A 25,293-nucleotide genomic window follows, 5' to 3' on the forward strand; every position below is an offset into this window, starting at 1 on the left:
GGCCCTGATGGCGACCTCCCGAGCGGTCGGACTGCCGCGCTGGCTCCTTGCTCCGGCCCTGGTCGGCGCGGCGTTCGTCCTGCTCCCCCTGGTCGCGATCGTGCTGCGGGTCGACTGGAGCAACTTCTTCGACCTGATCACCTCGGAGTCCTCGCGCGACGCGTTGTGGCTCAGTCTCCAGACCTCCGCGGCGAGCACCGTGCTCTGCGTGCTGCTCGGCGTCCCGATGGCCGTGGTGCTGGCGCGCACCGACTTCCCCGGGCAGAACCTGGCCCGCTCGGTCGTCCTGCTGCCGCTGGTCCTGCCACCGGTCGTCGGCGGTCTTGCGCTCCTCTACACGTTCGGCCGACGGGGGCTGCTCGGCCACGCACTCGAGGTGATGGACGTGCGGATCGCGTTCTCGACGATCGCGGTCGTGCTGGCCCAGACCTTCGTCGCACTGCCGTTCCTCGTGGTCAGCCTGGAGGGCACGCTGCGCAGCGCGGGCACCCGGTACGAGGCAGTGGCCGCGTCGCTCGGCGCCGGCCCCGGGACGGTGTTCCGACGGGTGACGCTGCCCATGGTCCTGCCCGGCCTGCTGGCCGGCGCGGTGCTCTCGTTCGCCCGGGCCATGGGTGAGTTCGGCGCGACGATCACCTTCGCGGGGAGTCTGCAGGGGGTCACCCGGACCCTCCCGCTCGAGATCTACCTGCAGCGCGAGAGCGACCCCGACGCGGCGGTCGCGCTCGCCCTGGTGCTGGTCGTCGTCGCGGTCGTCGTGATCGCCGTCGCCCGGCCGGATCGGATGCGGACATGAGCATCGAGCTCGCCGCCTCCCTCGCCGAGCGCCGGTACGACGTCCGGTTCAGCATCGCTGCCGGTGAGACCGTCGCGCTGCTCGGTGCGAACGGTTCCGGGAAGTCGACGACCCTCGGCGTCCTGGCCGGGCTGGTGCGACCCGACGAGGGTCGGGTGGTGATCGGCGGGACGACCGTGCTCGACACCGCCGGCGGAACCGACCTGCCGCCGCACCGACGCCGGGTTGCCCTGATGACCCAGGACCCGCTGCTGTTCCCGCACCTGCGGGTCCGCGACAACGTGGCGTTCGGGCCGCGGAGCTCGGGCCGGTCGCGCAGCGAAGCGGCCCGGATCGCCGACCACTGGCTCGAGGAGGTCGGAGCGACCGACCTCGCCGACCGGCGCGCGTCCGCGGTCTCCGGCGGCCAGGCCCAGCGGATCGCCCTGGCCCGGGCCCTGGCCGCAGATCCGGAGCTGCTGCTCCTCGACGAGCCGATGTCCTCGCTCGACGTCGCCCTGGCTCCGGGACTCCGGCAGACCCTGCGCTCGGCCCTCGCCGACCGCACCGCGGTCGTCGTCACCCACGACGTCCTGGACGCCCTCCTGCTGGCAGACCGCGTCGTGGTCCTCGACGAGGGACGGGTCGTCGAGGACGGCAGCACCTCCGAGGTGCTCTCCCGGCCGCGCAGCGCGTTCGCCGCCAGGATCGCCGGGCTGAACCTGATGGCCGGGAGCTGGGACGGTGTGAACGTCGTGCTCCCCGGAGGCACGCTGCTGCACGGGATGACCGCCGGCCCGGCACCGACCGCCGGCGGCGACGTGGTCGCGACCTTCCGCCCCGCCTCGGTCGCGGTGTTCCGCGAACCCGTTGCCGGCAGCCCCCGCAACTCGTTCGTCGCGACGGTCGAGGAGCTCGAGCCGCTCGGCGACGTCGTCCGGGTGCGCTGCGGGGCGATCAGCGCGGACGTGACGCTGCGGGCCGCCGCCGAGCTCGGCCTGGTCCCAGGTCTGCAGGTGACCCTGAGCGTGAAGGCGACCGAGGTCGCGGTCTACGGACGCTGAGGCGGACCCTCAGGCGCGCAGCGTCCCCACAGCAGCCGTCAGCTTCACGAGCTGGTTCAGCAGGTTCTTCAGCTCACCCTCGCGGCGGTCGCTCGGCGTGAACTCACCGTCCGGCCACTCGCTGAACGTGGAGAACGTGAGCTGGGCCCGGGTCGCGACCATCATCACGTTGGCCACGATCGTGCGCCAGTGCTCCACAGCGCGGACGCCCTCGTTGGCGCCGTACGAGACGAAGCCGACGGCCTTGTGGGCCCACTCGGGGTAGAGCACGTCGAGGGCGTTCTTCATCGCCGCGGGGACACCGTGGTTGTACTCCGGCGTCACCCAGACGAAGCCGTCGAACTCGTCGATCTTTGCGCTCCACGCGCGGGTCTGCGGGATCTCGTACTCGCGGTTCGCAGCGCCGGGGATCACCGGCTCGCAGAGCAGCGGCAGGTCGAAGTCGGCCAGCTCGACGATCTCGAACTCGGCGTCGCCCCGCTGGCGGGCGCGCTCGAGCACCCACTGCGCGACGTGCGTGCCCTTCCGACCGGGGCGGGTACTTCCGACAAGGATCGCGATCTTCATCCCGCAACCCTATGCGGCATGCTTGCAGCGTGAAGATCGTGGTAGCAGCCGCCAGCGTCCTGGCCGTGCTCGCCCTGAGCGGGTGCGGCGGCGACGGGGACACGCCCACCCCGGGCGACATCATGTCCACCGGCTTCCTGGACCAGGAGCCGACCGGCCTGGTGCGCGGCACGCTCTACCAGGTCGACGCGGACGGCAAGAACCCGAAGCCGGTCGCGGGCAGCGTCATCCTCACGGGCACCCGGGGAGCGACGCTGAGCACCGAGATCGACGCCACCGGTCGCTACGCGATCTCCGTGGCTCCCGGCGACTACGCGGTCACCGGCACCAGCCCGCAGCCCGACGGCGGTGTCGCCCAGTGCGCGGCGAAGGCCCGGTCGACGAAGGTGGCGGGTGACGCGGAGACCGTGGCGGACGTCTTCTGCTACGTCCGGTGACCGGCGCCACACAGTGATCTGACGACGGTCTGCAACCTTTCCGGTGCTCCCTGCATCTAGGTGTGTGAAACCCCCACACCGAAGAACAGGAACACGACCACCATGAGCAAGAAGCAGATCATCGCCGCGGCCGTCGCCGTCATCCTGGCAGGCAGCGTCGGCGTTCTCGCCAACGTTCTGACCAGCAACGACCCGGCATCGGCGGCCAAGAAGCCGAGCCACACGAAGACCGTCGACGCGACGCCCACCCAGGCCGCCGACGTCGTCCTCCTCCCGGGTGCCGCTGGTCCGGTCAAGGCCGGGATGACCAAGGCCGAGGCGATCGCGACCGGTCTGTTCGACGCCGACGTGCCGTCCACCGTGGACGGCTGCGAGCCGTTCCCGCTGGTCTGGAAGGCACCGTTCAAGGGCCTCGACGTCCTGACCACGCGCGCCGGCGACATCACCTCGATCGGCGTCCGCGGCGCCGGCCCCACCACCAGGTCCGGCCTCGGCATCGGCAGCACCGTCGCCGACGTGCGCGCCGCCGTGAAGGACGCGAAGGTCGTCGAGACCGGCTTCGGCCAGAGCGCGATCTTCGAGCACGACGAGACCACCGACGGCTGGACTGGCTACCTGTTCAACACCCCGGTCTCCGACCTGCACGACGACGAGCAGGTCAGCTTCATCGAGCTCACCACCGGTGCCAAGCCGGAGATGATGCGCAGCGGTTGCTGACCAAGGACGCGTCAGCGGCCTTGGTCGATAGTCATCGAGCAGCGAGCGCCGAGGCGAGGTACGAGCTCGGCGACCGAGCGTGTCGAGATGCGGTCATCGAGCTCGCCGAGATGCGGTGACGGACACGCCTTCCTAGCCGATCGCCGCCACCACCCGCGCCGCGTCCTCGGTCGCCTTCTGGATCAGACCGAGACCCGTCGCATCACCGATCGCCTCCACCGGTACGCCGGGGAGGCGATCGGTCAATTCGTCGCGCAGCCTCAGCTCGGCCTCGGCCGCGCCCGCCAGGATCACCGAGTCGGCGGGCAGCACCCGGGCGGTGCCGCCGGACGGCACGAACTCCACACCGCTCGGCACGATCCGCACCACCTCGGCGCGGACGTGCACCGTCACGCCGAGCCGGTCGAGCCGGTGCATGTGCTCGGTCTTCCGCTTCCATCCGATCTCAGGAGCGATGTCGCGGCCGGCCTCGAGCACGGTGACGGTTCTGCCCCGCGTCGCGAGGAACTCGGCGAACTCGATGGCGACCAGGTCTCCCCCGACGATGACGACCTGCTTGCCGACCGGCATCCAGGCGCGCGTCGCGCGGCGTACGGCTGCCGGGGTGACCAGGCGCTGCCCGCGGCCGGCGACCAGGCGCGCACCCGCGCGGTGCAGCAACGGTTGGTCCGCGGTCGACCGACCCGCGAGCAGCTCGCGCAACGCAGGACCGTGGAGCACGTGCGGGAGGTCGTCGCCAGGGATGGACGGGACGACGATCCGCGCACCGGTCGCCACGACCACGGCGTCCGGCGCCAGTGCGGCGACGTCGGCCGCACCGACCCTCACCCCGAGCCGTACGTCGACGGCGCTCGCCTCGATCTCGTGTCGCAGGTAGGTCAGGAACGGCTCGTTCTCCTCGTGGACGATCGAGGCCCAGAGCAGCGCGCCGCCGAGCTGCCGGTTGGCATCGAGCAGCGTGACCCGGTGCCCGGTGGCCGACGCGCTCCGGGCCGCCTCCATCCCTCCCGGACCGGCACCGATCACCACCACGTGCTTGCGCTCCCGGGTCGGGAGCAGCGCGAGGTCGGCCTCCTTGCCGGTGCGCGGGTTCACCGCGCAGTCGACCGAGAAACGCATCTCCAGCGCGTCGATGCAGTTCTCGCACGAGATGCACTGCCGCACGTTGCCGCCGGCAGCCAGCTTGGTCGGCAGGTCCGGGTCCGCGAGCAGGGGGCGCCCCAGCGCGACGAAGTCCGCGCGGCCGGAGGCGAGCACCTCCTCGGCGAGCGCGGGGTCGTGCAACCGGCCGACGGCGATCACCGGGACGTCGACGGCCTGGCGGACCGCGGCGGCCGCGCCGACGTTGAGCCCGTCCCCGTCGTCGGACCCGTTGACCATCTTGCTGACCAACCGGTCGATGACCCCGCCGCTGACGTGGAACGCGTTCACCCCCGCCTCGACGAGGGCGGGCGCGACCTGGGCGGTCTCGTACATCGGGCGCCCGCCGGCGACCCGTTCGAACCCGGAGATGCGCAAGGTGATCGGGAAGTCCTTCCCGACCTCCGAACGGATCGCCGTGAGCGCGTCGAGCACGATCTTCAGGCGCCCCGCGACCCGGTCGCCGCGGTAGTCGTCGGTGCGTCGGTTCCGCTGCGGCGCGAGGAAGGAGCCGAGCATCATGTAGCCGTGCGCGGCGTGCAGCTCGATGCCGTCGTACCCCGCTTCGCGAGCCCGACGTACAGCGGCCTTGTAGAGATCCATCAGCGCGCCGATCTGCAGCAGGCTGATCTCCTCCGAGGGCCGCCCCGTGAGGTACGACGGGATCACCGAGGGTCCCAGCGAGGTCACGCCGTGCATCTCCGGACCGAGGCCGTCGGGGCCGGCGTGCACGATCTGCGGCTGGATCTTTGCCCCGTGGGCGTGCACGGCCTCCACCAGACGGCGGTGCGCCTCGACGCTCGCGTCGGTGCCGAGGTGGAGGCCGCCCGGGGTCTCGGGGTGCTGGTGGTCGATGCCGGTCGCGCCGACGGTGATGAGCCCGACCCCGCCCGCTGCGCGTGCCGCGAAGTACGCCACCGTGCGCTCGGACGGTAGACCGTCCGGGGTGCCGTACATGGTCTCCATCGGCGACATCACGATCCGGTTCCGCAGCTCCATGCTGCCGATCCGACCAGGGGCGAGGAGGTGCGGGTAGGGGTTGGCCGACGACGTCACGCGCTGAGGCTCGCACACCCGGGACGGGGCGTCCAGAGTTTTCGTAAAGGGCTTGATGAAACTCATGGGACCACTAAGGTCTCCCTGTGACCCTCACGTCGTTCGTCAACGAGCCCTCCGCCACTCGACCTCGAGCAAGCTCGGGCGCTCGGTAGCGTCGGCTCGTGGACTTCGCGATCGTGGGCGCCATGCTGCCCACCGACCAGCTCCGGCCGATCGCCGTGGCGGCGGACGAGCTCGGCTACGCCGGCTTCGCGATCGCCGACCACGTCGTCGACCTGGAGAAGCTGGCCACGCCGTACCCCTACGAGGACGACGGCTCCCGCCGGTGGGACAGCACCTGCGAGTGGCCCGACCCGTGGGTGCTGGTCGGCGCACTGTCGGCCGTCACCACCCGGATCTCGTTCTTCACCTCGATCTACGTCGCGGCGATGCGCAGCCCGTACCAGGTCGCGAAGTCCGTCGGCACCGCCGCGGTGATGTCCGGCGGCCGGGTCCGGCTGGGCGTCGGCGTCGGCTGGTGCCGGGAGGAGTTCGACCTCCTCGAGGAGGACTTCGCGACCCGCGGCAAGCGCACCGACGAGGGCCTCGACCTGGTCCGCCGGCTCTGGACCGAGGAGTGGGTCTCCACCGACGGACCGCTCTACCCGACGCCGAACCTGACGATGAGTCCGCGTCCGCAAGGCAAGGTGCCGATCCTCATCGGCGGGATGTCCGAGGTCGCTCTGCGCCGGGCCGCCCGGTACGACGGGTGGATCGGTGACATCTCCTCGACCGAGGACGCGATCGGGTACGCGACCAGGCTGCGCGGGTACCGCGCCGAGATCGGCATCACCGAGAAGGCGACCGTCATCGCCGCCCTGAACGACGCCCTGACGCCGGAGCAATTCGCCGCTGCCGAGGCCGGCGGCGTCACCGACGCGATGACGATGCCGTGGCTCTTCTACCACGGCTACAAGGCCACGCTCGACCAGAAGCTGGACGGCATGGAGCGGTTCGCGAACGACGTCATCAAGCCGCTCAACGGCTGACGGTCTCCCTGACGTCGAGCGATCTCCCGGTCGTCGAGCTTGCCGAGACGCGGCGACCACAGCGCTCGAGCTCAGGCGCTCAGGTACGCCGCGATCGCGTTGCGCAGACCGCGCTTCGCGTCGTCCATGTCCGAGTAGGTGCCCAGGTGCCGCTCGTCGGTCAGCCCCTGCATGGCGCCGGGGATCATCGCGGCCATCTCGCGCACCCGGACCGGGTCGACGTCCAGGTCGGCGAACGCCTGCTGGCACGACTCGATCCAGCCGGACTGCCAGGCCGCCAGCTCTGCGGCGGTCTTCGGGAACGCACGCTCCAGCTCGTCGCGCTCGCGCGGCAAGGCTCCACGCAGCGTGTTCATCGCCCGTACGTCGGGGGTGTCCAGCCCGAGCCAGAGCAGGTCGACGATCTGCCCGACGCGGGCCTCGAGCCCGGCCTCGGGATCGGGGCGGAGCTCGAGCTGGCCCCGGCGCTCGGCCATGTACCCGAGCACGGCCGCCCAGAAGTCGTCCACGTCGCCGAACTGGTACTTCACCGCTCCCCAGGTGACACCGACCTGCTTGGCGATGTGGTTGGCCGAGACCGCCGTCGGGTCACCGGTGGCGAGCGCGTCCAGCGCGGCGGAGAGGACCTTCTGCCGGGTCTCGCTGCCGCGGCGGTTGGGGCGGTGCCCCGCGGAACCGGCAGCAGACGTGGTCACCCGCCGGAGCATAGCCATCCGGCGGCACCGAGGAGCCGCGGGACGGTCCCGAACAGTCTCGAAACGATGTCGTGGCGTGGGTCACACGTGTTAGATTTTTCAGCGGCTATTTGTTCGCCTGTCCAAATGCCCGTTCGCGCCCCCGCCTCAGCGTCGAGACAAGGATTTCTGCAGATGACGATCACCGAGCTCCCCGAGGGATTCGACTTCACCGATCCCGACACCATCCTCAAGGGGATCCCGCACAACGAGCACGCGCTCGCACGCCAGACCTCCCCGATCCACTGGGTCGAGCAGCCGCAGTCCTCGCGCGACGGCATGGAGGGCGGCACTGGCTACTGGGCGCTCTCCCGCCACGAGGACGTCTCGAAGGTCTCCAAGGACTCCAAGAACTTCTCCAGCGCCGAGAACTCCGCGATCATCCGGTTCCCCGAGGGGATGCTGCGCGAGATGATCGAGTTCCAGCGCGTGATGCTGCTCAACCAGGACGGCGCCGAGCACGACGCCACCCGCAAGATCATCAGCCGCGGCTTCACCCCGCGCTCGATCATGGCGCTGGAGGAGGGCCTCAAGGACCGCGCCCACAGAGATCGTCGCCGACGCCATCGCCAAGTCCCGGGCCGAGGACGGGATCGACTTCGTGACCGAGGTCGCCGCCGAGCTCCCCCTGCAGGCGATCGCCAACCTGCTCGGCGTCCCGCAGGAGGACCGCAAGAAGCTCTTCGACTGGTCGAACATGATGCTCGCCGGCGAGGACCCGGAGTTCGAGGGCCAGAACGAAGTCGCCGCCGCCGAGATCCTGGCGTACGCGATGGGCATGGCCGCGGACCGCAAGGAGAACCCGCGCGACGACATCGTCACCAAGCTGATCACCGCCGACAAGGACGGTCGCGGCCTGACCGACGACGAGTTCGGCTACTTCGTGGTGATCCTGACGGTGGCCGGCAACGAGACCACCCGCAACGCCATCACCCACGGCATGGACGCGTTCCTCAACCACCCCGACCAGTGGGACCGCTGGGTCAAGGACCGGCCGTCCACGATGGTCGACGAGATCACCCGCTGGGCGACCCCGGTGAACGTCTTCCAGCGCACCGCCGTGAACGACGTCGAGGTCGGCGGCCAGCTCATCAAGGCCGGCCAGCGCGTCGGCCTCTTCTACGCGTCGGGCAACCACGACGAAGAGGTGTTCACCGACCCGCACACCTTCGACATCACCCGCGACCCGAACCCGCACCTGGCGTTCGGCGGCCACGGGGCGCACTACTGCATCGGGGCCAACCTGGCCCGGGTCGAGATGAACCTGATCTTCAACGAGCTGGCCGACCAGGTCACCAAGATCGAGCGTCTCGGCGAGCCGGTCCGCCTGCGGCACAGCTGGATCAACGGCATCAAGGAGATGCGCGTCCGGCTCAGCTGACCTGACCCGAGGGAGCCCGACCGCCCGGTGGCGGTCGGGCTTCTTTGCTGTCAGGAGCGGGAGAGCCCGGGTCAGGTCCGGAGGCACGCTCGTCGGACCTCAGCCGGCGGGACGAACGAGTCCCTCGACCAACGACACCGCGTCGTCGACCCGTCCGAGCTCGTGCAGCCGCGCGACGTACGCCGCCGCAGCCTCGCGCGCCTCGCGTTCGGCTCCGGCACCCGCGACGAAGCTGCCCGCCCTCCCCCGGGTCTCGATGAGGCCGGACTGCTCGAGCTCGCGGTACGCCCGCGCCACCGTGTTGGCGGCGAGCCCGAGATCCTCGGCGAGCCGCCGTACCGTCGGCAACCGGGTGCCGGCGACGAGCGCGCCCGACCGGATCTGCTCGTCGTACTGGGCCCGCACCTGCTCGTACGGCGCCAGGGCGGAGTCCGCGTCGATCGTGATCACGGCGCCATGGTGCTACGGAACGGCACCTTCTACCCAGCCGTCCAGACAACTGGTTCGAACCATGCCCACCGGTGCGGCACACTAGGGCCTGCACGCACACAGGAGGGGGGCTCCCGTGGAGGGGATCAATGCAGCACGAGCGACCGGGGGGCCGTCATGCCGGGCCTCCGGCTGTCCCGGCGACGACCGCGCAGCTCGCCGGCCTCTGGTCAGCCGTCTCCGCCACGTTGCGAACCATCGAGGGGCGGCTCCGCTACTACACCGGCGGTGAGCACGACACGCGTCTCGGCGAGCAGCTGACCCTGCTCCCGGTGATGCACGAGTGGGCCGCCGTCACCGACGTCGAGGTGCGCGACGTCGTCGCGCTGCTCACCCAGTTCGAGACGCTCAGCGTCGGCGGCGAGGCCAACGAGGCGGCGTACGACGTGATCACCTACACCCGCGAGATGATCCGCTCGCGGTTGCGCGCGGTCCTCGTCTGAGACGGGAGCGGCTCAGCCGGCCTGCAGGCCGCTGCTGGTGAACACGGCCAGCTGCTCGACGAACTCCGGGTCCAGGCCGGTCGGCCCGATCGGACGTCCGTAACCGCCGAGGTCGGCAGCCGCCAGGGCGGTCAGCATGGAGAACATCGCGATCGGCGAGCGCAGCTCGACGCTCGGTTCGTTGAGCGCCGGGACCTTGACCGCGGCGGTGAGGAACAGCGTGGCGATGTCGCCCTCACCCTGGTCGGAGATGGCGAACGCGATCACGTCGTCGCCCTGGAGCGCCAGCGTCATCACGATCTTGAGCCACCGCACGCCGTTCTCCGGGTCGGTGTTGATCTCCTCGACGAACGGCATCAGCACCGAGTCGACCAGGTCGCGCGTCGAGACGGCGTCCTTGTCCTGGAGCGCCGTGAGACGCACCCGGACAGCGTTGCCGACCGCGCTGCCGCGGCGCATGACCACGGCCTCGACCAGCGCGCGCTTGTTCGGGAAGTGGTGGGTCAGCGCCGCCGGGGCGACGCCCGCCTCACGCGCGACCGAGCGCATTGACACGTTGTCGACGCCGTCGGCACCGAACAGGACCTCCGCGGCATCGAGCAGCACGACAGGAACGTCGAGGTCGACCCGGGGGCCTCGCCGACGCTGGCTCTCGCTCGCTGCGCTACTCACCCGGCACACCTTAGTGGCCGCCGGGCCGTGATCCTTCCGAACACGCTTCGTCGGCAGTAGCGTCCCGGCATGACGTCTTCCGCAGACCCCGGGTTCACCCCGCAGCACCTCGCCGCCCTTCGCCTGATCAGCGACACCTTCGCGCCGGGTGACGGCGCGGCGATCCCGCCCGCGAGCGCGGTCGGTGCTCCCGAGTTCGCCCTCGAGCTCGCCGGGACCAACCCGCGCGAGGCCGAGCTCAAGCAGCTCAAGACCCTCCTGAAGCTCTGGGACACCCGTTTGCTCGGGTTCCTGCTCACCGGGAGGCCGCGGAAGTTCTCCTCGCTCACCCAGACCCAGCGCGAAGCGGTGCTGCTGTCGCTGTCGGACTCACGGCTGGCCGCTAAGCGTGCGCTCTTCGCCGCCCTCAAGGGCGCCTGCCTGGCGCCGTACTACATCACCGGGGGGACGGTGCTCTGGGACAGCATCGGCTACCCCGGACCCCCGGGCCCGAACCCGGACGCCCCCGACCCGACGCTGAAGCCGGAGCACGTCACCCAGGACGAGACGATTGTCTGCGACGTCGTCATCGTCGGCTCCGGTGCCGGCGGCGGCACCGCCGCGGGCGTGCTGGCGGCCGCCGGTCTCGACGTCGTCATCCTCGAGGCCGGCGAGTACCACGACGACCGCGACTTCGACGGCAGCGAGCGCACCGGCTTCAGCCAGCTGTACGCCGGGTCTCCCGGCGTCACCTCCGAGGGCCAGGTCCAGCTCGTCGCCGGCCGGGGACTCGGCGGCGGCACCGTGGTCAACTACACGACCTCGTTCCCGACGCCGGACCACGTGCGTGCCGAGTGGGCCGGCCTCGGCACGCCCCAGTTCACGACGTCGGAGTACGACGACGCGATGGCTGCGGTCAACGCCCGCCTCGGCGTCAACAAGGACCACCCGGGGGCGGGCGTGCGCGACCAGGTCCTCGAACGCGGCGCGAAGGCGCTCGGCTGGAACGTCGACGCGATGCCGCGCAACGTCCTGGGTTGCGACCAGGGCATCGAGTGCGGCCGCTGCGGCATGGGGTGCCGCATCGGCGCCAAGCAGTCGGTGACCAAGACCTGGTTGCAGGACGCGGCCGACCAGGGCGCCCGGATCTACGTCGGCGCGCACGCGCGGACCGTGACGATCCAGAACGGCAAGGCCGTCGGCGTCACGGCGATCTCACCGAAGGGCGACGTGCTCACGGTGAAGTCGCGCGCGGTCGTCGTCGCCGCCGGAGCGATCCAGACCCCGGCCCTGCTCCAGCGCTCGGGGCTGACGAACGCCAACATCGGCAAGCACCTGCGCCTGCACCCGGCCACCGCGGTCTGGGGCCTGGTGCCCGACCTGGTCAACCCGTGGGAGGGGGCGCTGCAGGCCCGCTACGTCAACGAGTGGACCGACCGCGCCGGGGACGGGTACGGCGTGCTGTTCGAGACCGCCCCGCTGACGCCGGCGTTCGGGTCGGGATTCGTGAACTGGCGCAGCGGCGCCCAGCACCTCGAACGGATGCAGGAGCTCAAGCACATGCTCGGCGTCGCGATCATCGTGCGCGACAAGGGACCGGGCGGCACGGTGAAGATCGGTAAGGACGGCGAGCCGGTCGCGAGCTACGTGCTGTCCCCGCACGACACCGACCTGCTCATGCAGGGCTTCGAGGGTGGCGCCCGGATCGCCGAGGCGGCGGGCGCGACGAAGATCTACACCACCCACCACCGGACGATGAGCTACGAGCCGGGCAAGCGCGGCGACATCAACACGTTCATGGCGCAGGTCCGCAAGGAGGGAGCCGCGCCCGCCAAGCTCGCGCTCGCCGCGCTGCACATCATGGGCAGCGCGCGGATGGGTGGCAGCCCGGAGATCTCGGCGCTCAACCCGGACGGCGAGACCTGGGACTGCAAGAACCTCGTCGTCGCGGACGCGTCCTGCTTCCCGACCGCCTCCGGGGTGAACCCGATGATCTCGATCGAGTCGATCGCCTACATGAACGCGAAGCGGCTGGCCGCGCGGCTCGCCTGACCCCTCAGTCGCCCTCGCCGCGGCGGTGCACCAAACGCGACAGGACGATCTGGGACCGCGTCCGTACGACGGCACCGTCGGCCTGGAGCTGGCGGATCAGTCGCTCCAGGTCGGCGTTGTCCCGGGTGCGCACGTGGGCGACGGCGTCGGGCTCCCCGCTGACGCTCCACGCCTCGACCACCTCGGGCACCCGACGCAGGCTCGCCGCGACCGAGTCGAGGGGTACGCCCGGCGCGTAGAACAGCTCGACGAGCGCCTCGGTTCCGTAGCCCAGCGCCTCCGGGTCGACCACCGCGGTGAAGCCGAGCAGGGACCCGTCCCTGCGCAGCCGGTCGATGCGGCGCTTGACGGCCGGAGCCGACAGGGCGACCTGCCGGGCGATGTCGTCGAAGCTCCGACGGCCGTCCTCGGTCAGGAGTGCAAGAATCTGCCGGTCCAGGTCATCCATGCGCAGGATTCTGCCGCATCTGGACAGGATTCCGGCATTGAACGCCGTCCGCAGCGCCAAATACTCTCGACGTATGACTCCCCTGACCTCCCCTGCCCCTGTCGCGCGGGTCCTCTTCGACGAGTCCCACGGCGAGGCCTGGACCATCTCGCCCGAACGTGCCGCCGCTTTGCAGCCGGCCCATCCTGCCGACTCGTCGTACGCCGCAGCCGCCCGGGCGCTGACGTCTCACGGGCTCGGCGTCGACGCGCACCGCGCCGGGGTTCTGGATGCCACGACGCTCGCCGGCGTCGACGTCCTGGTGATCGCCCACCCCTCGGAGTCCCGTTGGGAGAAGACCGACGGTCGCTCCCCCGTCTTCGGGGCCGACGAGCTGGACGCGATCGAGGCGTGGGTCCGCGCCGGAGGTGGGCTCGTGGTCCTCGGGGAGACCGAGCAGGACAAGTACGGCACCAACCTCGGTGACCTGGTGTCCCGCTTCGGGATCGCGTTCACCAACACCACCGTCTACGACTACACCCACCAGCACGGCGACAACCCGGCCTGGATCCTCGGCGAGCGCGAGCCGTCCGGCACCGGAACCGACCTGTTGGCCCGGGTCGAGCGCGCTGCCTTCTACCGCTCCGGTGCACTCGAGCTCGGCGAGGGGGTTCGCGCGGTCCTGCGCACCTCGGCCACCGCAGACCCGGCCGGCGTACCGGTGATGGCGACGACCGAGGCCGGGAGGGGTCGCGTCGTCGTCCTGGCCGACTCCGACCTGTTCGGCGACGACTGCCTCGACGACCTCGACCACCGCGACCTCTGGGTCGACACGATCACGTGGGCGGCGCACAGCGCGTTCGCACGGGCGGGGGGCGAGGTCCGCCCGGCCGCTGTCGTGGACGACCCGGCCTGGCGGCGCCTCAAGTCCGAGGTCGACGCGCTCCGCCTGCTACAGGAGCCCGACGGCAGCATCGACCTCACCGTTCACGACCCCGCGATCCCGACGGAGCACGTCGTGCAGATCGCCGCCGCGGTCGTGCAGCTGGCGCCCCGTTTCGAGCACCAACGCGCCTACCTGACCGCCGTGGTCGCCGACGTCGAGGCGTGGGCAGCATCCGGCTTCTGCAAGCCCGACTTCAGTGCCTCGCTGCACGAGTTCCGCCCCGAGCTCGACCGCCGCGACGACGCCGAGCACCTGGTGCTGTTCCCGATGTACACCCAGAACGGCTCGCGGGACACCCGCTTCGAGGCGCTGGTCGTCCGGGTGCCGTGGCCGGCCTGGTTGGCCGAGCTGGAGGGCACCCGCTACGACAACCCGAAGTTCGTCCCGGTCACGTTCGTCGACCGCACCGCCGGGTACGACAGCGAGTGCGCGGTGCTGTTCCCGGAGACCTTCGCCGTCGCCGGCAAGCCGGAGAACAACTTCGGGGGCATCTTCTGCGACCGCGAGGCCGAGCGCTTCCGCCGCGTGTGCGGTGCGGCCACCGAGGTCCTCGGCGTGAACCTGCCTGCCGACGCCGAGGCGCTGCTGGCCTCGCCGCGGGTCTCCCAGGAGGCCTTCGTGCTCTGGGACCTCGTGCACGACCGCGCGCACAGCCGGGGTGACCTCCCGTTCGACCCGTTCATGATCCGGCAGCGGATGCCGTACTGGATGTACTCGCTGGAGGAGCTGCGCTGCGACCTGACCGCGTTCGGCGAAGCCGTCAAGCTCGAGGCCGCGGGCTTCGCACTCGCCCGGCACGTCCAGACCGCCATCCTCTTCGACCGGCTGTTCCGGTTCCCGGTGACCGGTTCCCGGGTCCGCAACTACGACGGTCTCGGCGGTCAGCTGCTGTTCGGCTTCCTGCACGAGCGCGGCACGATCCGGTGGACCGACAACCACCTGACCATCGACTGGAAGGGAGTCGCCGACGCGGTGCTGGACCTTCTTGAGAAGGTGGAGTCGCTCTACCGTTCCGGCATCGATCTACCGAAGGTGCGTTACTGGATGTCTGCCCACGATTTCGTCAGTACCTACGTCTCCCCCGCGATCACCTCGCGCTGGGCCGACGGCGCCACCGCGCTGCGCACCGAGCCCGAGCCGAAGGCCTGGATCGACGCGGTGGCCGACGACGAGTTCCCGCTCAGCGTCTTCTACTCCCAGCTCCAGCCCAAGCTGGCCGACGTGCTGACCGGGTCGGCGACGAAGGCGGTCGCCGCGTGACCGCGTTCGCGAGCGACAACTACGCCGGCGTCCACCCCGAGGTCCTCGCAGCGATCGGCGCTGCCGACCAGCTCGGCCACGTCGTCGCGTACGGCGGCGACCCGGCCACCGCCGACGCGGTCGCCAAGGTCCGCGACCACCTCGGCCCCGAGGCGCACGTGTTCTTCGTCTGGGGTGGGACCGCGGCGAACGTGCTCTGCCTGGAGTCGTTGGCTCCGGCTGCCCACCAGGCGATCATCTGCGCCGAGAGCGCGCACATCTACGTCGACGAGGGCGGTGCCCCCGAGCGGTTGCTGCACCGCAAGCTGCTGCCGGTGCCGACCGACAACGGCAAGCTCACCCCCGAGCTCGTCGCGACCCGGGCGATCCGGTTCGGCGACGAGCACGCCGTGCAGCCCGCGGTCGTCTCGATCACCCAGTCGACCGAGCTGGGCACCCGCTACGAGCCCGAGGAGATCCGGGCCCTGGCCGACTTCGCCCACGAACGCGGCATGCTGCTGCACCTCGACGGCGCCCGGATCATGAACGCGACCGCGGCCCAGGGCATCAGCCTGCGCGAGGCCACCCGCGACCTCGGCATCGACGCACTCTCCTTCGGCGGGACCAAGAACGGCGCGCTCGGCGCCGAAGCCGTCGTCCTCTGGGAGGACCGCTTCGCCGAGGGCTTCGCCTGGCGACGGAAGTCCGCGATGCAGCTGGCCTCCAAGCACCGGTACGTCGCCGCCCAGATCGGCGCGCTGCTCACCGACGACCTGTGGCTGCGCAACGCGTCGCACGCGAACGCGATGGCGCAGCGGCTTGCCGACGGCGTCCGCGACCTGCCGCGCATCAAGGTCACCCAGGAGGTGCAGTCCAACGGCGTCTTCGTGATGCTGCCGGCCGAGATCCGCGAGGCCCTGTACGCCGAGGGCTTCGTCTTCTACGTCTGGGACGAGCACACCGGCGAGGTCCGCTGGATGTGCTCGTGGGACACGACCGAGTCCGACGTCGACGCGTTCGTCGCGGCGGTCACCAAGCACGCAACCGCCTGACGGCGGCTACAGGGCGGAAAGGTCCGGCACGTTCGTCATGACCTCGATCCGGGTGCCGTCCGGGTCGGTGTAGTAGAGCAGCCCCGTCTGCGGCGAACCCTCGGGGCCGACGTACGACAGTGTCTGCGGGTGCACAGCGCCCCCGTGGGCCACGACCGCTTCGGTCAGGTCGTCGATCTCCTCGACCCGGAACGACAGGTGCGTGAAACCGAGCCGGGTCATCGGGCTCTTGCCGCCGCCGCTGGTCGGCACGTCGACCCACTGCAGCAGCTCGATCCGGACGTCGTCACGGATCAGCATCGCGGACTTGAAGGTGCCCTCCTGCTCCATCGTCGCGGCCACCTCGTTGTTCTCGAAGTCGAGCTGGTAGAGCTGCGCGAACCCGAAGACCTCGGAGTAGAAGCGCACGGAGCGCTCGAGGTCGGAGACGCCGATGCCGATGTGGGAGAAGCCCTGGATCATGGCGGTCAACCTACAGCGGCCTAAGGTCGGTGGATGGCGACTTCGCGCAGGTTCTCCCTCGACTGGTGGCTTCGCGACGACGAGGGTCACCTCGTCGTCGCCCAGGTCCCGAACCCGGCGATCGGAGTCTGGATGGCGACCGTCGTCCTCGGGTGGAGCGACCTGCTGAACGACGCCGACCAACGACTTCTCACCACGCTGGGTCGCGGCGCCCTGCTCGCGTGGGCGGCCGACGAGGTGCTGCGCGGATCGGCGCCCTTCCGCCGCGTACTCGGTCTCGTCGTCGGGACGTTCACCCTGGTCCACCTCTTCGGCTGACATCTAGGCTCGGCGCATGGACATCGAAGCGCTCCGGCTCGCGGTCTACGGCACCTTCGCCAGGGGGAAGGTGCCGACCATCGCCAGCCTCGCCGAGGATCTCGGCACGATGAAGGACGACGTCCGCGGCGGTCTGTTCTCCCTGGCCAACAACCGGCACGTGGTCCTCGGCGCCGACGGCGAGATAGCCATGGCACACCCGTTCTCCGCGGTCCCGATGGGCTTCTCGGTGATGGCCCGCGAGGAGCTCTGGTGGGGCGGCTGCGCGTGGGACTCGTTCGCGCTACCGCACCTGCTGCCCGGCCGCGGACCGATGCTGGTCGCGACCCGTTGCCCGGCGTGCGAGCGCCCGCACAGCTGGAACGTCTCGAACCTCGCACCTCCCGACGGCGACCAGGTCGCCCACTTCCTCGTGCCGGTCGAACGGATGTGGGTGAACGTGCTGCACACGTGCAGCCACCAGCGGATCTTCTGCTCCGAGGCGTGCGTCGACGACTGGCTCGCACTCACCGGACGTCCGAAGGGAGCCGTGCTCGACCTGACCACCCTGTGGAACCTGGCGCAGCACTGGTACGACGGCCGCCTCGAGCGCGGCTACCGACGGCGCGAGCCTGCCGAGTCTGCGCAGTACCTGCGCAGCGTCGGGCTGACCGGCGCGTTCTGGGGCGCCTGAGTCACACGCCGCCGAGGCGCCGCAGGATCACCGCAGCCGGCTCGTCAGTCGCGTCCGCGAACCCCGTCCCGGCCCAGAGATTGATGTTCTCGGGGTCGCCGGCCTCGTGCGCGGCCCGTCGCAGTGGCGTCGTCAGGTGGTGGATCGCCGGGTAGCCGGCAGGGGCACGCTCGGTGAACCGATCGGCGAAGCCGTTGCGCAGCGCTCGGGCCGGACGACCCGAGAACGCGCGCGTGACGACGGTCTCCGTTCGCGTCGGGTCAGCGAGCGCCGCCTTGTACGTCGCGGACGCGCCGCTCTCGGGCGACCGCAGCAGGACGGTCCCGACGACGACAGCCTCCGCTCCGGCCGCCAGCGCACCCTGCACCTGCACGGACGTGCTGATGCCACCGGCCGCCCAGAGCGGCAGGTCCGTCCTCGATCGGAACACCCCGAGGAGGCTCTCCAGCGGTTGCTCGGACGGGAGGGTCTCCGGAGTCGTCGTCCCCGAGTGCCCACCGGCGAACGCGGACTGGACGATCAGCCCGTCGACCCCGGCCTGCTCGGCCTGCGCGCCCTCCGGCAGCGACGTCACGGTCTGGAAGGTTCGGGTGCCGACGGCGCGCAACGCGGCGACCACGTCGGCGTCCGGGATCCCGAAGGCGAAGCTCACCACCGGCACCGGGTGCGCGAGGAGCAGCGCGATCTTCGCCTCCCACTCGTCGTCGTCCTCGCGCAGCGCCACGGTCCTCAGGTCGACCCCGAGCGGAGCAGCGACGGGCGCCAGGCGCGCGGCGTACTCGTCGTAAGAGGTCGGGTCGACGGGGACGGGCCTGGGCACGAACAGGTTCACGCCGAAGGGCACACCGGCGATCCGGACGGCCTCGATCTGCTCGCCGAGGACTGCGGCGGTCTTGTAACCGCCCGCCAGGAACCCGAGCCCGCCGGCCTCTGCTGCCGCGAGCACCAGGGCAGGGGTGCTCGGCCCACCGGCCATCGGGGCGGCGACCACCGGGACCGTGGCGCCGAGATCGGACAGCACACTCACTTCGGTGGCAGCGTGCGCGCGTAGTCGAAGCCGACCTCGACCCACTCCGCGAGTGCGTCATCGGTCGTCAGCGCCGGGGTGCCGACCCGGAGCCAGCCGCCCATCTCCTTGCCGCCCATCTCCATCGGTTCGACGTGGTCGCGCGCGAGCAGCTCCTCGCCCCGGGCCGGGTCGATGCGCACCATCAGGTCGCGCTTGCTGCTGGGCGCGACCGCCATGTTCCCGTCGACCAGGAACGCCAACCCCCCGAACATCCGCTTCTCGCTCAGCCCGGGCTCCCCCTGGCTGACCTCGCGGATCCGGTCGGCGAGCTCTTCGTCGTAGGCCACCGCTACCTCCTAGATGTCGATCGTGAGCCGGACCTCGACGACATCGTCGAGATCGATCCCCTCGGCCTTGCGCACAGCCAGCTTGAGGGGCACGACGTACCGGCCCTCGCGCGGCCACAACGACGTGGTCCAGGAGGTGCCGCCGATCCGGACCGTCACCGGGATCATCCCCCAGCCGTAGCTGACCGCACCCGCCGTCGCCTCGACCGCCGCGGACTCCTCGTCGGGCACGGCGACGAAGTGGTGGGGAGCCGGACCCCGCCACTCGAAGACCTCACCGCTGAACTCGACGTCCACACCGCCACCCTAGACAGCACCCACCGACAGTCAGGAGAGTCCGGCGAACGTGTCCTCGCCAGGACGCCAGACCCGGGTCGACCCGTCGTCGAACCCTGCAAGCGTCGCGATCTCGTCGCCGACCAGCTCGTCCGCCGAAGGGTCGACACCGATCCAGCCACCACCCAGCTCGACGCGCAAACCGCGTCCGGGCTCCTCCGCCGTGGCGGTGACCTCGTCGCCGAGCAGAGCCCGCAGCGCGTCGGCGTACCCGGTGTCGGCCGACCAGTACGCCGTCCCGTCACGGCTCACCACCGGCATGCAGTCCAGGCTGAGGAACGGCATGTGGAAGCTCTCGTCGTTCTCGAACCGCAGCTGCACGTGGTCGACACCGAGCTCGACGGAGTAGAGCCGGGCGCCGACCAGACGCGCCAGCAGCTCGTTGGGGACCACGCTCACCGCGCTCCGCCCGCAGCACTGCTCATCGCCTCGGCCATGCCGCGGGTGGCCAGCTCGTCGGCGAGCTCGTTGTCCGGGACGCCGGCGTGGCCCTTCACCCAGAACCACTCGACCTGGTGGGCCTCGCACGCAGCCAGCAGCCGCTGCCAGAGATCGACGTTCTTGACCGGCTGCTTGCCCGAGGTCTTCCAGCCGTTCCTCGCCCAGCCGGTCACCCACGTGGTGATCCCGTTCCGGACGTAGGTGCTGTCGGTGTAGAGGTGGACGACGACCGGCCGCTTGAGCGCCTCGAGCGCCATGATCGGCGCGGTCAGCTCCATCCGGTTGTTGGTGGTCTCGCCCGGTTCGCCCCCGCAGAGCTCGAGCACGTGCTCGCCCTGGCGCAGCACGGCCCCCCAGCCTCCGGGGCCTGGGTTCGGCGTACATCCGCCGTCGGTGTGGATGGTCACCACGTCGTCACTCACCGGATAATCCTGTCTCATCGACGAGCAAACGCGTGCACAATCCCCCTCAGGAGGTTCGTGTTGCCCACCCGCATCGAAGCCGAGGCACTCCGCCGCGCCCGAGACTGGCCCGCGGTGTACGACGCCTACCGCGACCTCGAGGAGCGCACGGCATCGGTCGTCGAGCACCAGGCCGAGGCGGCGTGGTGGCTGGGGCGGATGGACGAGTCGATCCGGCTCTACCAGGACGCCTACCGCGGGTACCTCGAGTCCGGGGAGCGCCAGCACGCCGCCCGTACGGCCGTGCACCTCTCGATCCACACCCGCCTGGTCGGCGAGGCCGCGCAGAGCGCCGGCTGGGTCGGCACCGCGCACCGGCTGCTCGCCGAGGAGCCCGAGGGCCCGTGCCACGGCTACGCCATGTACCTGGACACAGCCGGCCTGACCGGCACCGACCTGGACGCCGCGTGGGAGTCGGCACGCCGGATGCAGGAGATCGGCGGCACCCACGGCGACCCCACCCTCGTCGCTCTCGGCGTCTACTTCGAGGGTCGCGTCCGGATCAAGCAGGCCCGCGTCGCCGAGGGTCTCGCGCTGCTCGACGAGGCCATGGTCGCGGCGCTGTCCGACGGCCCCGGACCGCTGTGGACCGGAGCGATCTACTGCGGCCTGATGGACGCGTGCAACGAGCTGCGTGACCTGCGCCGTGCGTCGGAGTGGACCGAGGCCACCCGTCGCTGGTCGCACCCGCTGCCGCTGGCCTCGGTGTACCCGGGCATCTGCCGGGTGCACCGCGCGCAGGTGCTGCAGAGCCGCGGCGACTGGGACAAGGCCGAGGAGGAAGCCCTCGGGGCCTGCGTCGACATGGTCGGCATCGACGTCTTCGCGGTGGCCGACGCGTACTACGAGGTCGGTGAGGTCCGCCGGATGCGGGGGGACCACGCGGGTGCCGAGCAGGCCTACCACCAGGCCCACGACTACGGCCGCGACCCGCAGCCGGGGATGGCGCTGCTCCGTCTTGCGCAGGGTCGAGTCGACGACGCGTCGAGCTCGATCAAGATCTCGCTGACACCCGGCAACGGCAGCCGCCTGGACCAGGCACCGCGCCATGTCGCCCAGGTCGACATCGCGCTGGCCGCCGACGACCTCGACCTCGCGGAGGCCTCGGCGGCCGAGGTCCTCGAGGTCGCGGAGATGTTCGACAGCGACGGCTTGCGCGCCGAGGGTCACCGCTGCCACGGGGCCCTCCTGCTCGCGCGCGGCCGGGCGGTCGAGGCGCTCGCGCCGCTGCGGATGGCCTTCAACGAGTGGAAGCAGCTCGAGGTCCCCTACGAGACGGGCCGCACCCGGCTGCACCTCGCCGAGGCCTACCGTGCGCTCGGTGACAACGACGCCGCCGAGCGCGAGGCCGCCGCGGCGCAGGCGTGCTTCGACGCGCTCGGCGTGGTCGCTCCGACCTGCGACGACGCCGCACCTGCCGGTCTGACCGCACGCGAGGTCGAAGTCATCCGGCTGCTCGCCGGTGGGATGAGCAACAAGGAGATCGCCGAGGCGCTCTTCCTCAGCCCCAAGACGGTCGCCCGGCACCTCTCGAACATCTTTGTGAAGACCGGCAGCGCCACCCGCTCGGCCGCGACGGCGTTCGCCTACGACCACGGGCTCGTGGGTCGTTCTACCCACAGCTGATCCCCACCAGGTTGGGTCTCCCGTCCGATGAGGGCACCCGCCCCGCAGTCCTAGCTTCTTGGCATCGGTTCCGACCGGAACCACCGACCAAGGAGAAACCGCAATGCCGAAGTTCGTGATCGAACGTGAACTGCCCGGTGCCGGCCAGCTGTCCCAGGACGAGCTGCACGCCATCGCCGTCAAGTCGAACTCTGTCCTCGCCGACATGGGCGGCCGCGCCCAGTGGCTGCAGAGCTTCGTCACCGACGACAAGATCTACTGCGTCTACGTCGGCGACGACGCCGACGCGGTCCGCGAGCACGCCCGCGTCGGTGGCTTTCCCGCCAACGTCGTGAGCCAGGTCGCGGGAACGATCGACCCGACGACCGGAGAGTGAGTACCGGGCGGGTGGGGCCGTCGGCGCCCGGGCTCTTCTCGGGACTCCTCCCCACGAGCTCGCCGAACGGCCTCCCCCGCTACCGGTCCTGGTACTCGATGACGGCGCGGGCGAAAACGCCCCGCGGCAGCCGGACCTCGACGTGAACCGGCTCGAGGTCGGCGAGCTGGGTCTGCACCAGCTCGAGCTGCTTGGCCATGTCGCGGGTGCCCGAGGTCCACAGGCTGATCCCGTCGTCGGTCAGCTCGAAGGTCCAGTCCTCGAAGACCCGCACCAGGCCGGCGCCGGCCAGCTTCCCCAGCGCACCCTCGAGCTCGGCCTCCAGGAGGATGGCGTGGTTCATCCAGTCGGCAGCTCCGATCAGCTCGGTCAGCGTGCACGGCCGGTGGTGGCCGGCGATCGAGGCGAAGACCCAGGCGTCCGCGAAGTCCCACCCCGTCGTCGCCCGGCTCATGGGGTGATCAAAGCGGTACGCACCGACATATCGAAGTCCCGGTGGCGCAGCGTGGTGATCCGGCGGCCGGGCTGAACGGCATCCTTGACCCGCGAGGTCGACTTCCCGAGGAGCTCGACGGTGGCGTCGAGGTCGGCGACGACGTAGGTCACGCCCCACAGGCTGGCCGGTCCGGTGGCGGCCGAGTCCGGAGCACCGATGACCTCGAGGATCACCTCGCCGAGCCGGAAGAACACCTGGCGGATCGCCGTGCCGCCGAGCTCGCCGTCGCGCTCGCGGCGGGCGCGGACGCCGAGCCCTTCGAGCACGGCGACCGTGCGCGGCAGGTCGGGCGAGAGCAGCACCACGTGGTCGATCTGGGTGACGCCGTTCGCGTGCTCCTCGGCAACCGAGGGCGGGTGCGACGACGCCGTGGTCGGTACGCCGTCCAGGTCGGCGGTCCCCTCGGGCACCCCGCGCAGCGACCAGCCGACCAGACCCAGCCCGCGCTCCCGGCCGACGAGCCGGATCCGCACGGTCCCGACACGGCACAGGTCGCCGTCGACGGTGAAACCGGCGACCGACCAGGCCTCAGGAGCGTCCGCGACGAGCAGCTCGTCGACGGTGACGGTCATCGACCCTCGCGCTCGGCACGCTCCCGCTTGATCCGGGCGATCACGTCGTCGGCCTCGTCCTGCTTGTTGCCCACGGGCCGCTCGGCGTCCCGGGGCTTCCGCTCGTGGGAGGGGTGCGGCTTGTGCCGCGGCGGGGAGGCGAACTCCGGGAAGTCGTCGGCCGCGACCGGACTCTCGTCGTCACCGTGCATGGTCCCGCTCCCCTCCTCCGTGGAGGCCCCAGCGTACCGGCGAGGGCGGCGGAGGGACCGGAGGACGTCCGGTCCGTCAGGGGGTGAAGACCACCTTCACCATGCCGTCCTCCTTGGCCCGGAACTTCGCGTAGGCCTCGGGCGCGTCCGCGAGCGGCAACCGGTGGGTCGCGAACGTCTCGGTCCCCAGCGGGTCGGCGTCGTCGGTCACCAGCGGCAGCAGGTCGTCGCTCCAGCGCCGGACGTTCGCCTGGCCCATCCGCAGCTGGATCTGCTTGTCGAACAGCTGCAGCATCGGCATCGGATCGGTGGCGCCTCCGTAGACACCCACCAACGACACGGTGCCTCCGCGGCGTACGGCGTCGATGGAGTCGTGCAGAGCGGCCAGCCGGTCGATGCCCGCCGTGGTCATCAGCTTGCGCGCGGCTGCGTCGGGCAGCAGACCGACCGCCTTGATCGCCTTCTCGGCCACCGGGTTGCCGTGGGCCTCCATGCCCACCGCGTCGATGACGGAGTCGGCGCCGCGTCCCGAGGTCCGGGACCGGACCTCCTCGCCGAGGTCGTCGACCTCGGTGATGTCGATCGTCTCGGCTCCCCGCGCCCGCACCCGCTCGAGCCGCTCGGGCACGAGGTCGGCGACGATCACCCGGTGTCCCTCGTGCAGGGCGATCCGCGCCGCCATGTCACCGATCGGGCCGGCGCCCATCACCAGCAGGACCCCGTCCTGCGGCAGCTCGGCGTACCGGACGGCCTGGTAGGCGGTCGGCAGCACGTCGGAGAGGTAGACGAACCGGTCGTCGGAGGGGCCGTCGGGGACCTTGATCGGGAGGAAGTCGGCGAACTGCACCCGCAGGTACTCCGCCTGTCCGCCGGGCACCGCGCCGTAGAGCTTGCTGTAGCCCAGCAGGCTGGCACCCGTCCCCTGGTCGCGGTTCTGGGTCGTCTCGCACTGGCTGTGCAGGCCCTGGTCGCAGGTCCAGCAGCTGCCGCAGCTGACGTTGAACGGAACGACGACCCTGTCGCCCACCTTGAGGTCGCGGACGCCGGTGCCCACCTCCTCGACGATCCCCATCGGCTCGTAGCCGACGATGTCACCCGGCGTCATGAAGGGGGCCAGGGGTTCGTAGAGGTGCAGGTCGGACCCGCAGAGCCCCGTGGTGGTGACGCGGATGACGGCGTCGGTCGGTTCGACGATGCCCGGGTCGGGGACCTCCTCGACCCTCATGTCGCGCACACCTTGCCAGGTCACTGCCTTCATGGGCTCTTCCCTCCCGAGTTGCGGATCCTCCGTCGTCCTCAGGTACCCGGGGCCCTCGGCCCCAACCGTCGGACGAGGAGCTCGAGTCCCGCGCTCACCGTTTGCTCGACCACGTCGGCCGGTTCGCCCTCGAAGTGGCGCTCGACGACCTCGACGCCGGCGTCCCTGCCAGCGACCGCGAGGAACACGGTGCCGGCGGGGACCCCTTCGTCAGGGCCCGGTCCGCCGACGCCCGTGACCGCGAGGGAGAGGTCGCAGCCGAGCACGTCGAGGCACCCGCGAGCCATCTGCTGCGCGCAGGAGGCCGTGTTGACCGGGCCGGGCTCGACGCCGAGGACCTCGAACTTCACCGCGGGCACGTACGCGACGACGCCGCCGCGGAACCAGGTCGCGGCGTCCTCCGCCGACGCCAGGGCCGCGGCGAGCCGTCCTCCGGTCAACGACTCCGCGACCCCGAGGGTCAGCTCCCGGCTCAGGGCGAGTTCGGCGACCTCGCCCGCCTGCCGCCCCTCCCGATCACTCATCG

32 protein-coding genes are annotated in these 25,293 nt (G+C 71.0%); 14 read left to right on the forward strand and 18 right to left on the reverse strand.

Annotated features, from left to right (window positions below):
* Nucleotides 1-7: 7 nt before the first annotated feature.
* Together ABIE44_RS04585 and ABIE44_RS04590 are read left to right on the forward strand one after the other, a co-directional pair.
* The gene (locus tag ABIE44_RS04585; RefSeq protein ID WP_209721496.1) at nucleotides 8-796 is read left to right on the forward strand and encodes an ABC transporter permease; all 789 of its coding nucleotides are present in this window, start codon (nucleotides 8-10) and stop codon (nucleotides 794-796) included.
* Nucleotides 793-1,839, forward strand: coding sequence for a sulfate/molybdate ABC transporter ATP-binding protein (locus tag ABIE44_RS04590; RefSeq protein WP_209721493.1), 1,047 nt, complete (start codon nucleotides 793-795; stop codon nucleotides 1,837-1,839). Before ABIE44_RS04585 ends, ABIE44_RS04590 begins: the two co-directional genes overlap by 4 nt.
* Nucleotides 1,840-1,848: 9 nt before the next feature.
* Here ABIE44_RS04590 and ABIE44_RS04595 read toward each other — a convergent pair whose 3' ends face one another.
* Complete coding sequence (locus tag ABIE44_RS04595; RefSeq protein WP_209721490.1) at nucleotides 1,849-2,406, reverse strand: NADPH-dependent FMN reductase; 558 nt, start codon at nucleotides 2,404-2,406, stop codon at nucleotides 1,849-1,851.
* 29 nt (nucleotides 2,407-2,435) lie between these two features.
* Between ABIE44_RS04595 and ABIE44_RS04600 the strand changes: the two genes are divergently transcribed.
* Together ABIE44_RS04600 and ABIE44_RS04605 are read left to right on the forward strand one after the other, a co-directional pair.
* Entirely contained in the window at nucleotides 2,436-2,843 is a 408-nt protein-coding gene (locus tag ABIE44_RS04600; protein ID WP_209721487.1) for a hypothetical protein, read from the forward strand.
* Nucleotides 2,844-2,945: 102 nt separating this feature from the next.
* Nucleotides 2,946-3,560, forward strand: a complete 615-nt coding sequence (locus ABIE44_RS04605) for a hypothetical protein (RefSeq protein WP_209721484.1) — start codon at nucleotides 2,946-2,948, stop codon at nucleotides 3,558-3,560.
* A 132-nt stretch (nucleotides 3,561-3,692) separates the two neighbouring features.
* Here the strand turns inward: ABIE44_RS04605 and ABIE44_RS04610 are convergent, their stop codons facing one another.
* Nucleotides 3,693-5,756, reverse strand: coding sequence for an oxidoreductase (locus tag ABIE44_RS04610; protein ID WP_209721481.1), 2,064 nt, complete (start codon nucleotides 5,754-5,756; stop codon nucleotides 3,693-3,695).
* Between the two features lie 164 nt (nucleotides 5,757-5,920).
* Here ABIE44_RS04610 and ABIE44_RS04615 point away from each other — a divergent pair, with 164 nt between their 5' ends.
* Nucleotides 5,921-6,787 carry a TIGR03619 family F420-dependent LLM class oxidoreductase gene (locus ABIE44_RS04615; protein ID WP_209721478.1) on the forward strand — a complete coding sequence of 289 codons (867 nt, stop codon included), beginning with the start codon at nucleotides 5,921-5,923 and terminating at the stop codon, nucleotides 6,785-6,787.
* Nucleotides 6,788-6,858: 71 nt separating this feature from the next.
* Here the strand turns inward: ABIE44_RS04615 and ABIE44_RS04620 are convergent, their stop codons facing one another.
* Nucleotides 6,859-7,482: a TetR/AcrR family transcriptional regulator gene (locus tag ABIE44_RS04620; protein ID WP_354437853.1), complete on the reverse strand. Its 624-nt coding sequence runs from the start codon at nucleotides 7,480-7,482 to the stop codon at nucleotides 6,859-6,861.
* A 335-nt stretch (nucleotides 7,483-7,817) separates the two neighbouring features.
* Entirely contained in the window at nucleotides 7,818-8,054 is a 237-nt protein-coding gene (locus ABIE44_RS04625) for a hypothetical protein (RefSeq protein WP_354437854.1), read from the reverse strand.
* 68 nt (nucleotides 8,055-8,122) lie between these two features.
* Between ABIE44_RS04625 and ABIE44_RS04630 the strand changes: the two genes are divergently transcribed.
* The gene (locus tag ABIE44_RS04630; RefSeq protein ID WP_354437855.1) at nucleotides 8,123-8,902 is read left to right on the forward strand and encodes a cytochrome P450; all 780 of its coding nucleotides are present in this window, start codon (nucleotides 8,123-8,125) and stop codon (nucleotides 8,900-8,902) included.
* 99 nt (nucleotides 8,903-9,001) lie between these two features.
* Here ABIE44_RS04630 and ABIE44_RS04635 read toward each other — a convergent pair whose 3' ends face one another.
* A complete protein-coding gene (locus ABIE44_RS04635; protein ID WP_354437856.1) occupies nucleotides 9,002-9,352 on the reverse strand; it encodes a GntR family transcriptional regulator in 351 nt (116 codons plus the stop codon).
* A 128-nt stretch (nucleotides 9,353-9,480) separates the two neighbouring features.
* Here ABIE44_RS04635 and ABIE44_RS04640 point away from each other — a divergent pair, with 128 nt between their 5' ends.
* The gene (locus tag ABIE44_RS04640; protein ID WP_209721472.1) at nucleotides 9,481-9,834 is read left to right on the forward strand and encodes a hypothetical protein; all 354 of its coding nucleotides are present in this window, start codon (nucleotides 9,481-9,483) and stop codon (nucleotides 9,832-9,834) included.
* A gap of 12 nt (nucleotides 9,835-9,846) precedes the next feature.
* On the opposite strand, the gene ABIE44_RS04645 is transcribed toward ABIE44_RS04640, so the two are convergent.
* A complete protein-coding gene (locus ABIE44_RS04645) occupies nucleotides 9,847-10,506 on the reverse strand; it encodes a helix-turn-helix domain-containing protein (protein WP_209721469.1) in 660 nt (219 codons plus the stop codon).
* Between the two features lie 69 nt (nucleotides 10,507-10,575).
* Between ABIE44_RS04645 and ABIE44_RS04650 the strand changes: the two genes are divergently transcribed.
* Nucleotides 10,576-12,537, forward strand: coding sequence for a GMC family oxidoreductase N-terminal domain-containing protein (locus ABIE44_RS04650; RefSeq protein WP_209721466.1), 1,962 nt, complete (start codon nucleotides 10,576-10,578; stop codon nucleotides 12,535-12,537).
* 4 nt (nucleotides 12,538-12,541) lie between these two features.
* Here the strand turns inward: ABIE44_RS04650 and ABIE44_RS04655 are convergent, their stop codons facing one another.
* Complete coding sequence (locus tag ABIE44_RS04655; protein ID WP_354437857.1) at nucleotides 12,542-12,985, reverse strand: Lrp/AsnC family transcriptional regulator; 444 nt, start codon at nucleotides 12,983-12,985, stop codon at nucleotides 12,542-12,544.
* A gap of 73 nt (nucleotides 12,986-13,058) precedes the next feature.
* Here ABIE44_RS04655 and ABIE44_RS04660 point away from each other — a divergent pair, with 73 nt between their 5' ends.
* Together ABIE44_RS04660 and ABIE44_RS04665 are read left to right on the forward strand one after the other, a co-directional pair.
* Nucleotides 13,059-15,170, forward strand: a complete 2,112-nt coding sequence (locus tag ABIE44_RS04660) for a DUF6421 family protein (protein WP_209721463.1) — start codon at nucleotides 13,059-13,061, stop codon at nucleotides 15,168-15,170.
* A complete protein-coding gene (locus ABIE44_RS04665) occupies nucleotides 15,167-16,201 on the forward strand; it encodes a threonine aldolase family protein (protein WP_354437858.1) in 1,035 nt (344 codons plus the stop codon). Before ABIE44_RS04660 ends, ABIE44_RS04665 begins: the two co-directional genes overlap by 4 nt.
* Before the next feature lie 6 nt (nucleotides 16,202-16,207).
* Here ABIE44_RS04665 and ABIE44_RS04670 read toward each other — a convergent pair whose 3' ends face one another.
* The gene (locus ABIE44_RS04670) at nucleotides 16,208-16,663 is read right to left on the reverse strand and encodes a VOC family protein (RefSeq protein WP_209721460.1); all 456 of its coding nucleotides are present in this window, start codon (nucleotides 16,661-16,663) and stop codon (nucleotides 16,208-16,210) included.
* 33 nt (nucleotides 16,664-16,696) lie between these two features.
* Between ABIE44_RS04670 and ABIE44_RS04675 the strand changes: the two genes are divergently transcribed.
* Together ABIE44_RS04675 and merB are read left to right on the forward strand one after the other, a co-directional pair.
* Nucleotides 16,697-16,981, forward strand: a complete 285-nt coding sequence (locus tag ABIE44_RS04675; protein ID WP_209721458.1) for a hypothetical protein — start codon at nucleotides 16,697-16,699, stop codon at nucleotides 16,979-16,981.
* A gap of 16 nt (nucleotides 16,982-16,997) precedes the next feature.
* Entirely contained in the window at nucleotides 16,998-17,654 is a 657-nt protein-coding gene (merB, locus tag ABIE44_RS04680) for an organomercurial lyase (protein ID WP_209721457.1), read from the forward strand.
* 1 nt (nucleotide 17,655) lies between these two features.
* Here the strand turns inward: merB and ABIE44_RS04685 are convergent, their stop codons facing one another.
* From ABIE44_RS04685 to rnhA, 5 genes are read right to left on the reverse strand one after another with little or no spacing between them, the layout of a single operon-like run.
* On the reverse strand, nucleotides 17,656-18,681 hold the full coding sequence (locus ABIE44_RS04685; protein WP_354437859.1) for an NAD(P)H-dependent flavin oxidoreductase: 1,026 nt from the start codon (nucleotides 18,679-18,681) through the stop codon (nucleotides 17,656-17,658).
* Nucleotides 18,678-19,010, reverse strand: a complete 333-nt coding sequence (locus tag ABIE44_RS04690) for a TfoX/Sxy family protein (protein WP_354437860.1) — start codon at nucleotides 19,008-19,010, stop codon at nucleotides 18,678-18,680. The genes ABIE44_RS04685 and ABIE44_RS04690 overlap by 4 nt, the downstream gene beginning before the upstream one ends.
* A 9-nt stretch (nucleotides 19,011-19,019) precedes the next feature.
* The gene (locus ABIE44_RS04695) at nucleotides 19,020-19,307 is read right to left on the reverse strand and encodes a DUF1905 domain-containing protein (RefSeq protein ID WP_209721455.1); all 288 of its coding nucleotides are present in this window, start codon (nucleotides 19,305-19,307) and stop codon (nucleotides 19,020-19,022) included.
* Between the two features lie 30 nt (nucleotides 19,308-19,337).
* A complete protein-coding gene (locus ABIE44_RS04700; RefSeq protein WP_209721452.1) occupies nucleotides 19,338-19,745 on the reverse strand; it encodes a hypothetical protein in 408 nt (135 codons plus the stop codon).
* Nucleotides 19,742-20,209 (reverse strand): ribonuclease HI, encoded by a 468-nt coding sequence (gene rnhA, locus ABIE44_RS04705; RefSeq protein ID WP_354437861.1) that lies wholly within the window; start codon nucleotides 20,207-20,209, stop codon nucleotides 19,742-19,744. The genes ABIE44_RS04700 and rnhA overlap by 4 nt, the downstream gene beginning before the upstream one ends.
* A gap of 60 nt (nucleotides 20,210-20,269) precedes the next feature.
* Between rnhA and ABIE44_RS04710 the strand changes: the two genes are divergently transcribed.
* Nucleotides 20,270-21,874 (forward strand): LuxR C-terminal-related transcriptional regulator, encoded by a 1,605-nt coding sequence (locus ABIE44_RS04710; protein ID WP_209721448.1) that lies wholly within the window; start codon nucleotides 20,270-20,272, stop codon nucleotides 21,872-21,874.
* A 103-nt stretch (nucleotides 21,875-21,977) separates the two neighbouring features.
* On the forward strand, nucleotides 21,978-22,250 hold the full coding sequence (locus ABIE44_RS04715; RefSeq protein WP_209721444.1) for a DUF4242 domain-containing protein: 273 nt from the start codon (nucleotides 21,978-21,980) through the stop codon (nucleotides 22,248-22,250).
* A gap of 79 nt (nucleotides 22,251-22,329) precedes the next feature.
* Here the strand turns inward: ABIE44_RS04715 and ABIE44_RS04720 are convergent, their stop codons facing one another.
* From ABIE44_RS04720 to ABIE44_RS04740, 5 genes are all read right to left on the reverse strand, one after another.
* Nucleotides 22,330-22,704 (reverse strand): hypothetical protein, encoded by a 375-nt coding sequence (locus tag ABIE44_RS04720; RefSeq protein WP_209721441.1) that lies wholly within the window; start codon nucleotides 22,702-22,704, stop codon nucleotides 22,330-22,332.
* Nucleotides 22,701-23,318 carry a VOC family protein gene (locus tag ABIE44_RS04725; RefSeq protein ID WP_209721438.1) on the reverse strand — a complete coding sequence of 206 codons (618 nt, stop codon included), beginning with the start codon at nucleotides 23,316-23,318 and terminating at the stop codon, nucleotides 22,701-22,703. The genes ABIE44_RS04720 and ABIE44_RS04725 overlap by 4 nt, the downstream gene beginning before the upstream one ends.
* Nucleotides 23,315-23,509 carry a hypothetical protein gene (locus tag ABIE44_RS04730; RefSeq protein WP_209721434.1) on the reverse strand — a complete coding sequence of 65 codons (195 nt, stop codon included), beginning with the start codon at nucleotides 23,507-23,509 and terminating at the stop codon, nucleotides 23,315-23,317. Before ABIE44_RS04730 ends, ABIE44_RS04725 begins: the two co-directional genes overlap by 4 nt.
* A 76-nt stretch (nucleotides 23,510-23,585) precedes the next feature.
* The gene (locus ABIE44_RS04735) at nucleotides 23,586-24,767 is read right to left on the reverse strand and encodes a zinc-dependent alcohol dehydrogenase (RefSeq protein ID WP_209721431.1); all 1,182 of its coding nucleotides are present in this window, start codon (nucleotides 24,765-24,767) and stop codon (nucleotides 23,586-23,588) included.
* A gap of 38 nt (nucleotides 24,768-24,805) precedes the next feature.
* Nucleotides 24,806-25,291 (reverse strand): CinA family protein, encoded by a 486-nt coding sequence (locus ABIE44_RS04740; protein WP_209721428.1) that lies wholly within the window; start codon nucleotides 25,289-25,291, stop codon nucleotides 24,806-24,808.
* Nucleotides 25,292-25,293: the final 2 nt, after the last annotated feature.

This window comes from Marmoricola sp. OAE513, from assembly GCF_040546585.1.
In the GTDB taxonomy this organism is placed as follows: Bacteria; Actinomycetota; Actinomycetes; order Propionibacteriales; family Nocardioidaceae; genus Marmoricola.

Excerpts from the sequence above, each read along its gene's own strand:
- ABIE44_RS04585 (WP_209721496.1), top strand. The coding sequence starts at position 8 with ATGGCGACCTCCCGAGCGGTCGGACTGCCGCGCTGGCTCCTTGCTCCG.
- ABIE44_RS04590 (WP_209721493.1), top strand. The coding sequence starts at position 793 with ATGAGCATCGAGCTCGCCGCCTCCCTCGCCGAGCGCCGGTACGACGTC.
- ABIE44_RS04595 (WP_209721490.1), bottom strand. The coding sequence starts at position 2,406 with ATGAAGATCGCGATCCTTGTCGGAAGTACCCGCCCCGGTCGGAAGGGC.
- ABIE44_RS04605 (WP_209721484.1), top strand. The coding sequence starts at position 2,946 with ATGAGCAAGAAGCAGATCATCGCCGCGGCCGTCGCCGTCATCCTGGCA.
- ABIE44_RS04640 (WP_209721472.1), top strand. The coding sequence starts at position 9,481 with ATGCAGCACGAGCGACCGGGGGGCCGTCATGCCGGGCCTCCGGCTGTC.
- ABIE44_RS04650 (WP_209721466.1), top strand. The coding sequence starts at position 10,576 with ATGACGTCTTCCGCAGACCCCGGGTTCACCCCGCAGCACCTCGCCGCC.
- ABIE44_RS04655 (WP_354437857.1), bottom strand. The coding sequence starts at position 12,985 with ATGGATGACCTGGACCGGCAGATTCTTGCACTCCTGACCGAGGACGGC.
- ABIE44_RS04660 (WP_209721463.1), top strand. The coding sequence starts at position 13,059 with ATGACTCCCCTGACCTCCCCTGCCCCTGTCGCGCGGGTCCTCTTCGAC.
- ABIE44_RS04670 (WP_209721460.1), bottom strand. The coding sequence starts at position 16,663 with ATGATCCAGGGCTTCTCCCACATCGGCATCGGCGTCTCCGACCTCGAG.
- ABIE44_RS04675 (WP_209721458.1), top strand. The coding sequence starts at position 16,697 with ATGGCGACTTCGCGCAGGTTCTCCCTCGACTGGTGGCTTCGCGACGAC.
- merB (WP_209721457.1), top strand. The coding sequence starts at position 16,998 with ATGGACATCGAAGCGCTCCGGCTCGCGGTCTACGGCACCTTCGCCAGG.
- ABIE44_RS04715 (WP_209721444.1), top strand. The coding sequence starts at position 21,978 with ATGCCGAAGTTCGTGATCGAACGTGAACTGCCCGGTGCCGGCCAGCTG.
- ABIE44_RS04720 (WP_209721441.1), bottom strand. The coding sequence starts at position 22,704 with ATGAGCCGGGCGACGACGGGGTGGGACTTCGCGGACGCCTGGGTCTTC.
- ABIE44_RS04725 (WP_209721438.1), bottom strand. The coding sequence starts at position 23,318 with ATGACCGTCACCGTCGACGAGCTGCTCGTCGCGGACGCTCCTGAGGCC.
- ABIE44_RS04730 (WP_209721434.1), bottom strand. The coding sequence starts at position 23,509 with ATGCACGGTGACGACGAGAGTCCGGTCGCGGCCGACGACTTCCCGGAG.
- ABIE44_RS04735 (WP_209721431.1), bottom strand. The coding sequence starts at position 24,767 with ATGAAGGCAGTGACCTGGCAAGGTGTGCGCGACATGAGGGTCGAGGAG.
- ABIE44_RS04740 (WP_209721428.1), bottom strand. The coding sequence starts at position 25,291 with ATGAGTGATCGGGAGGGGCGGCAGGCGGGCGAGGTCGCCGAACTCGCC.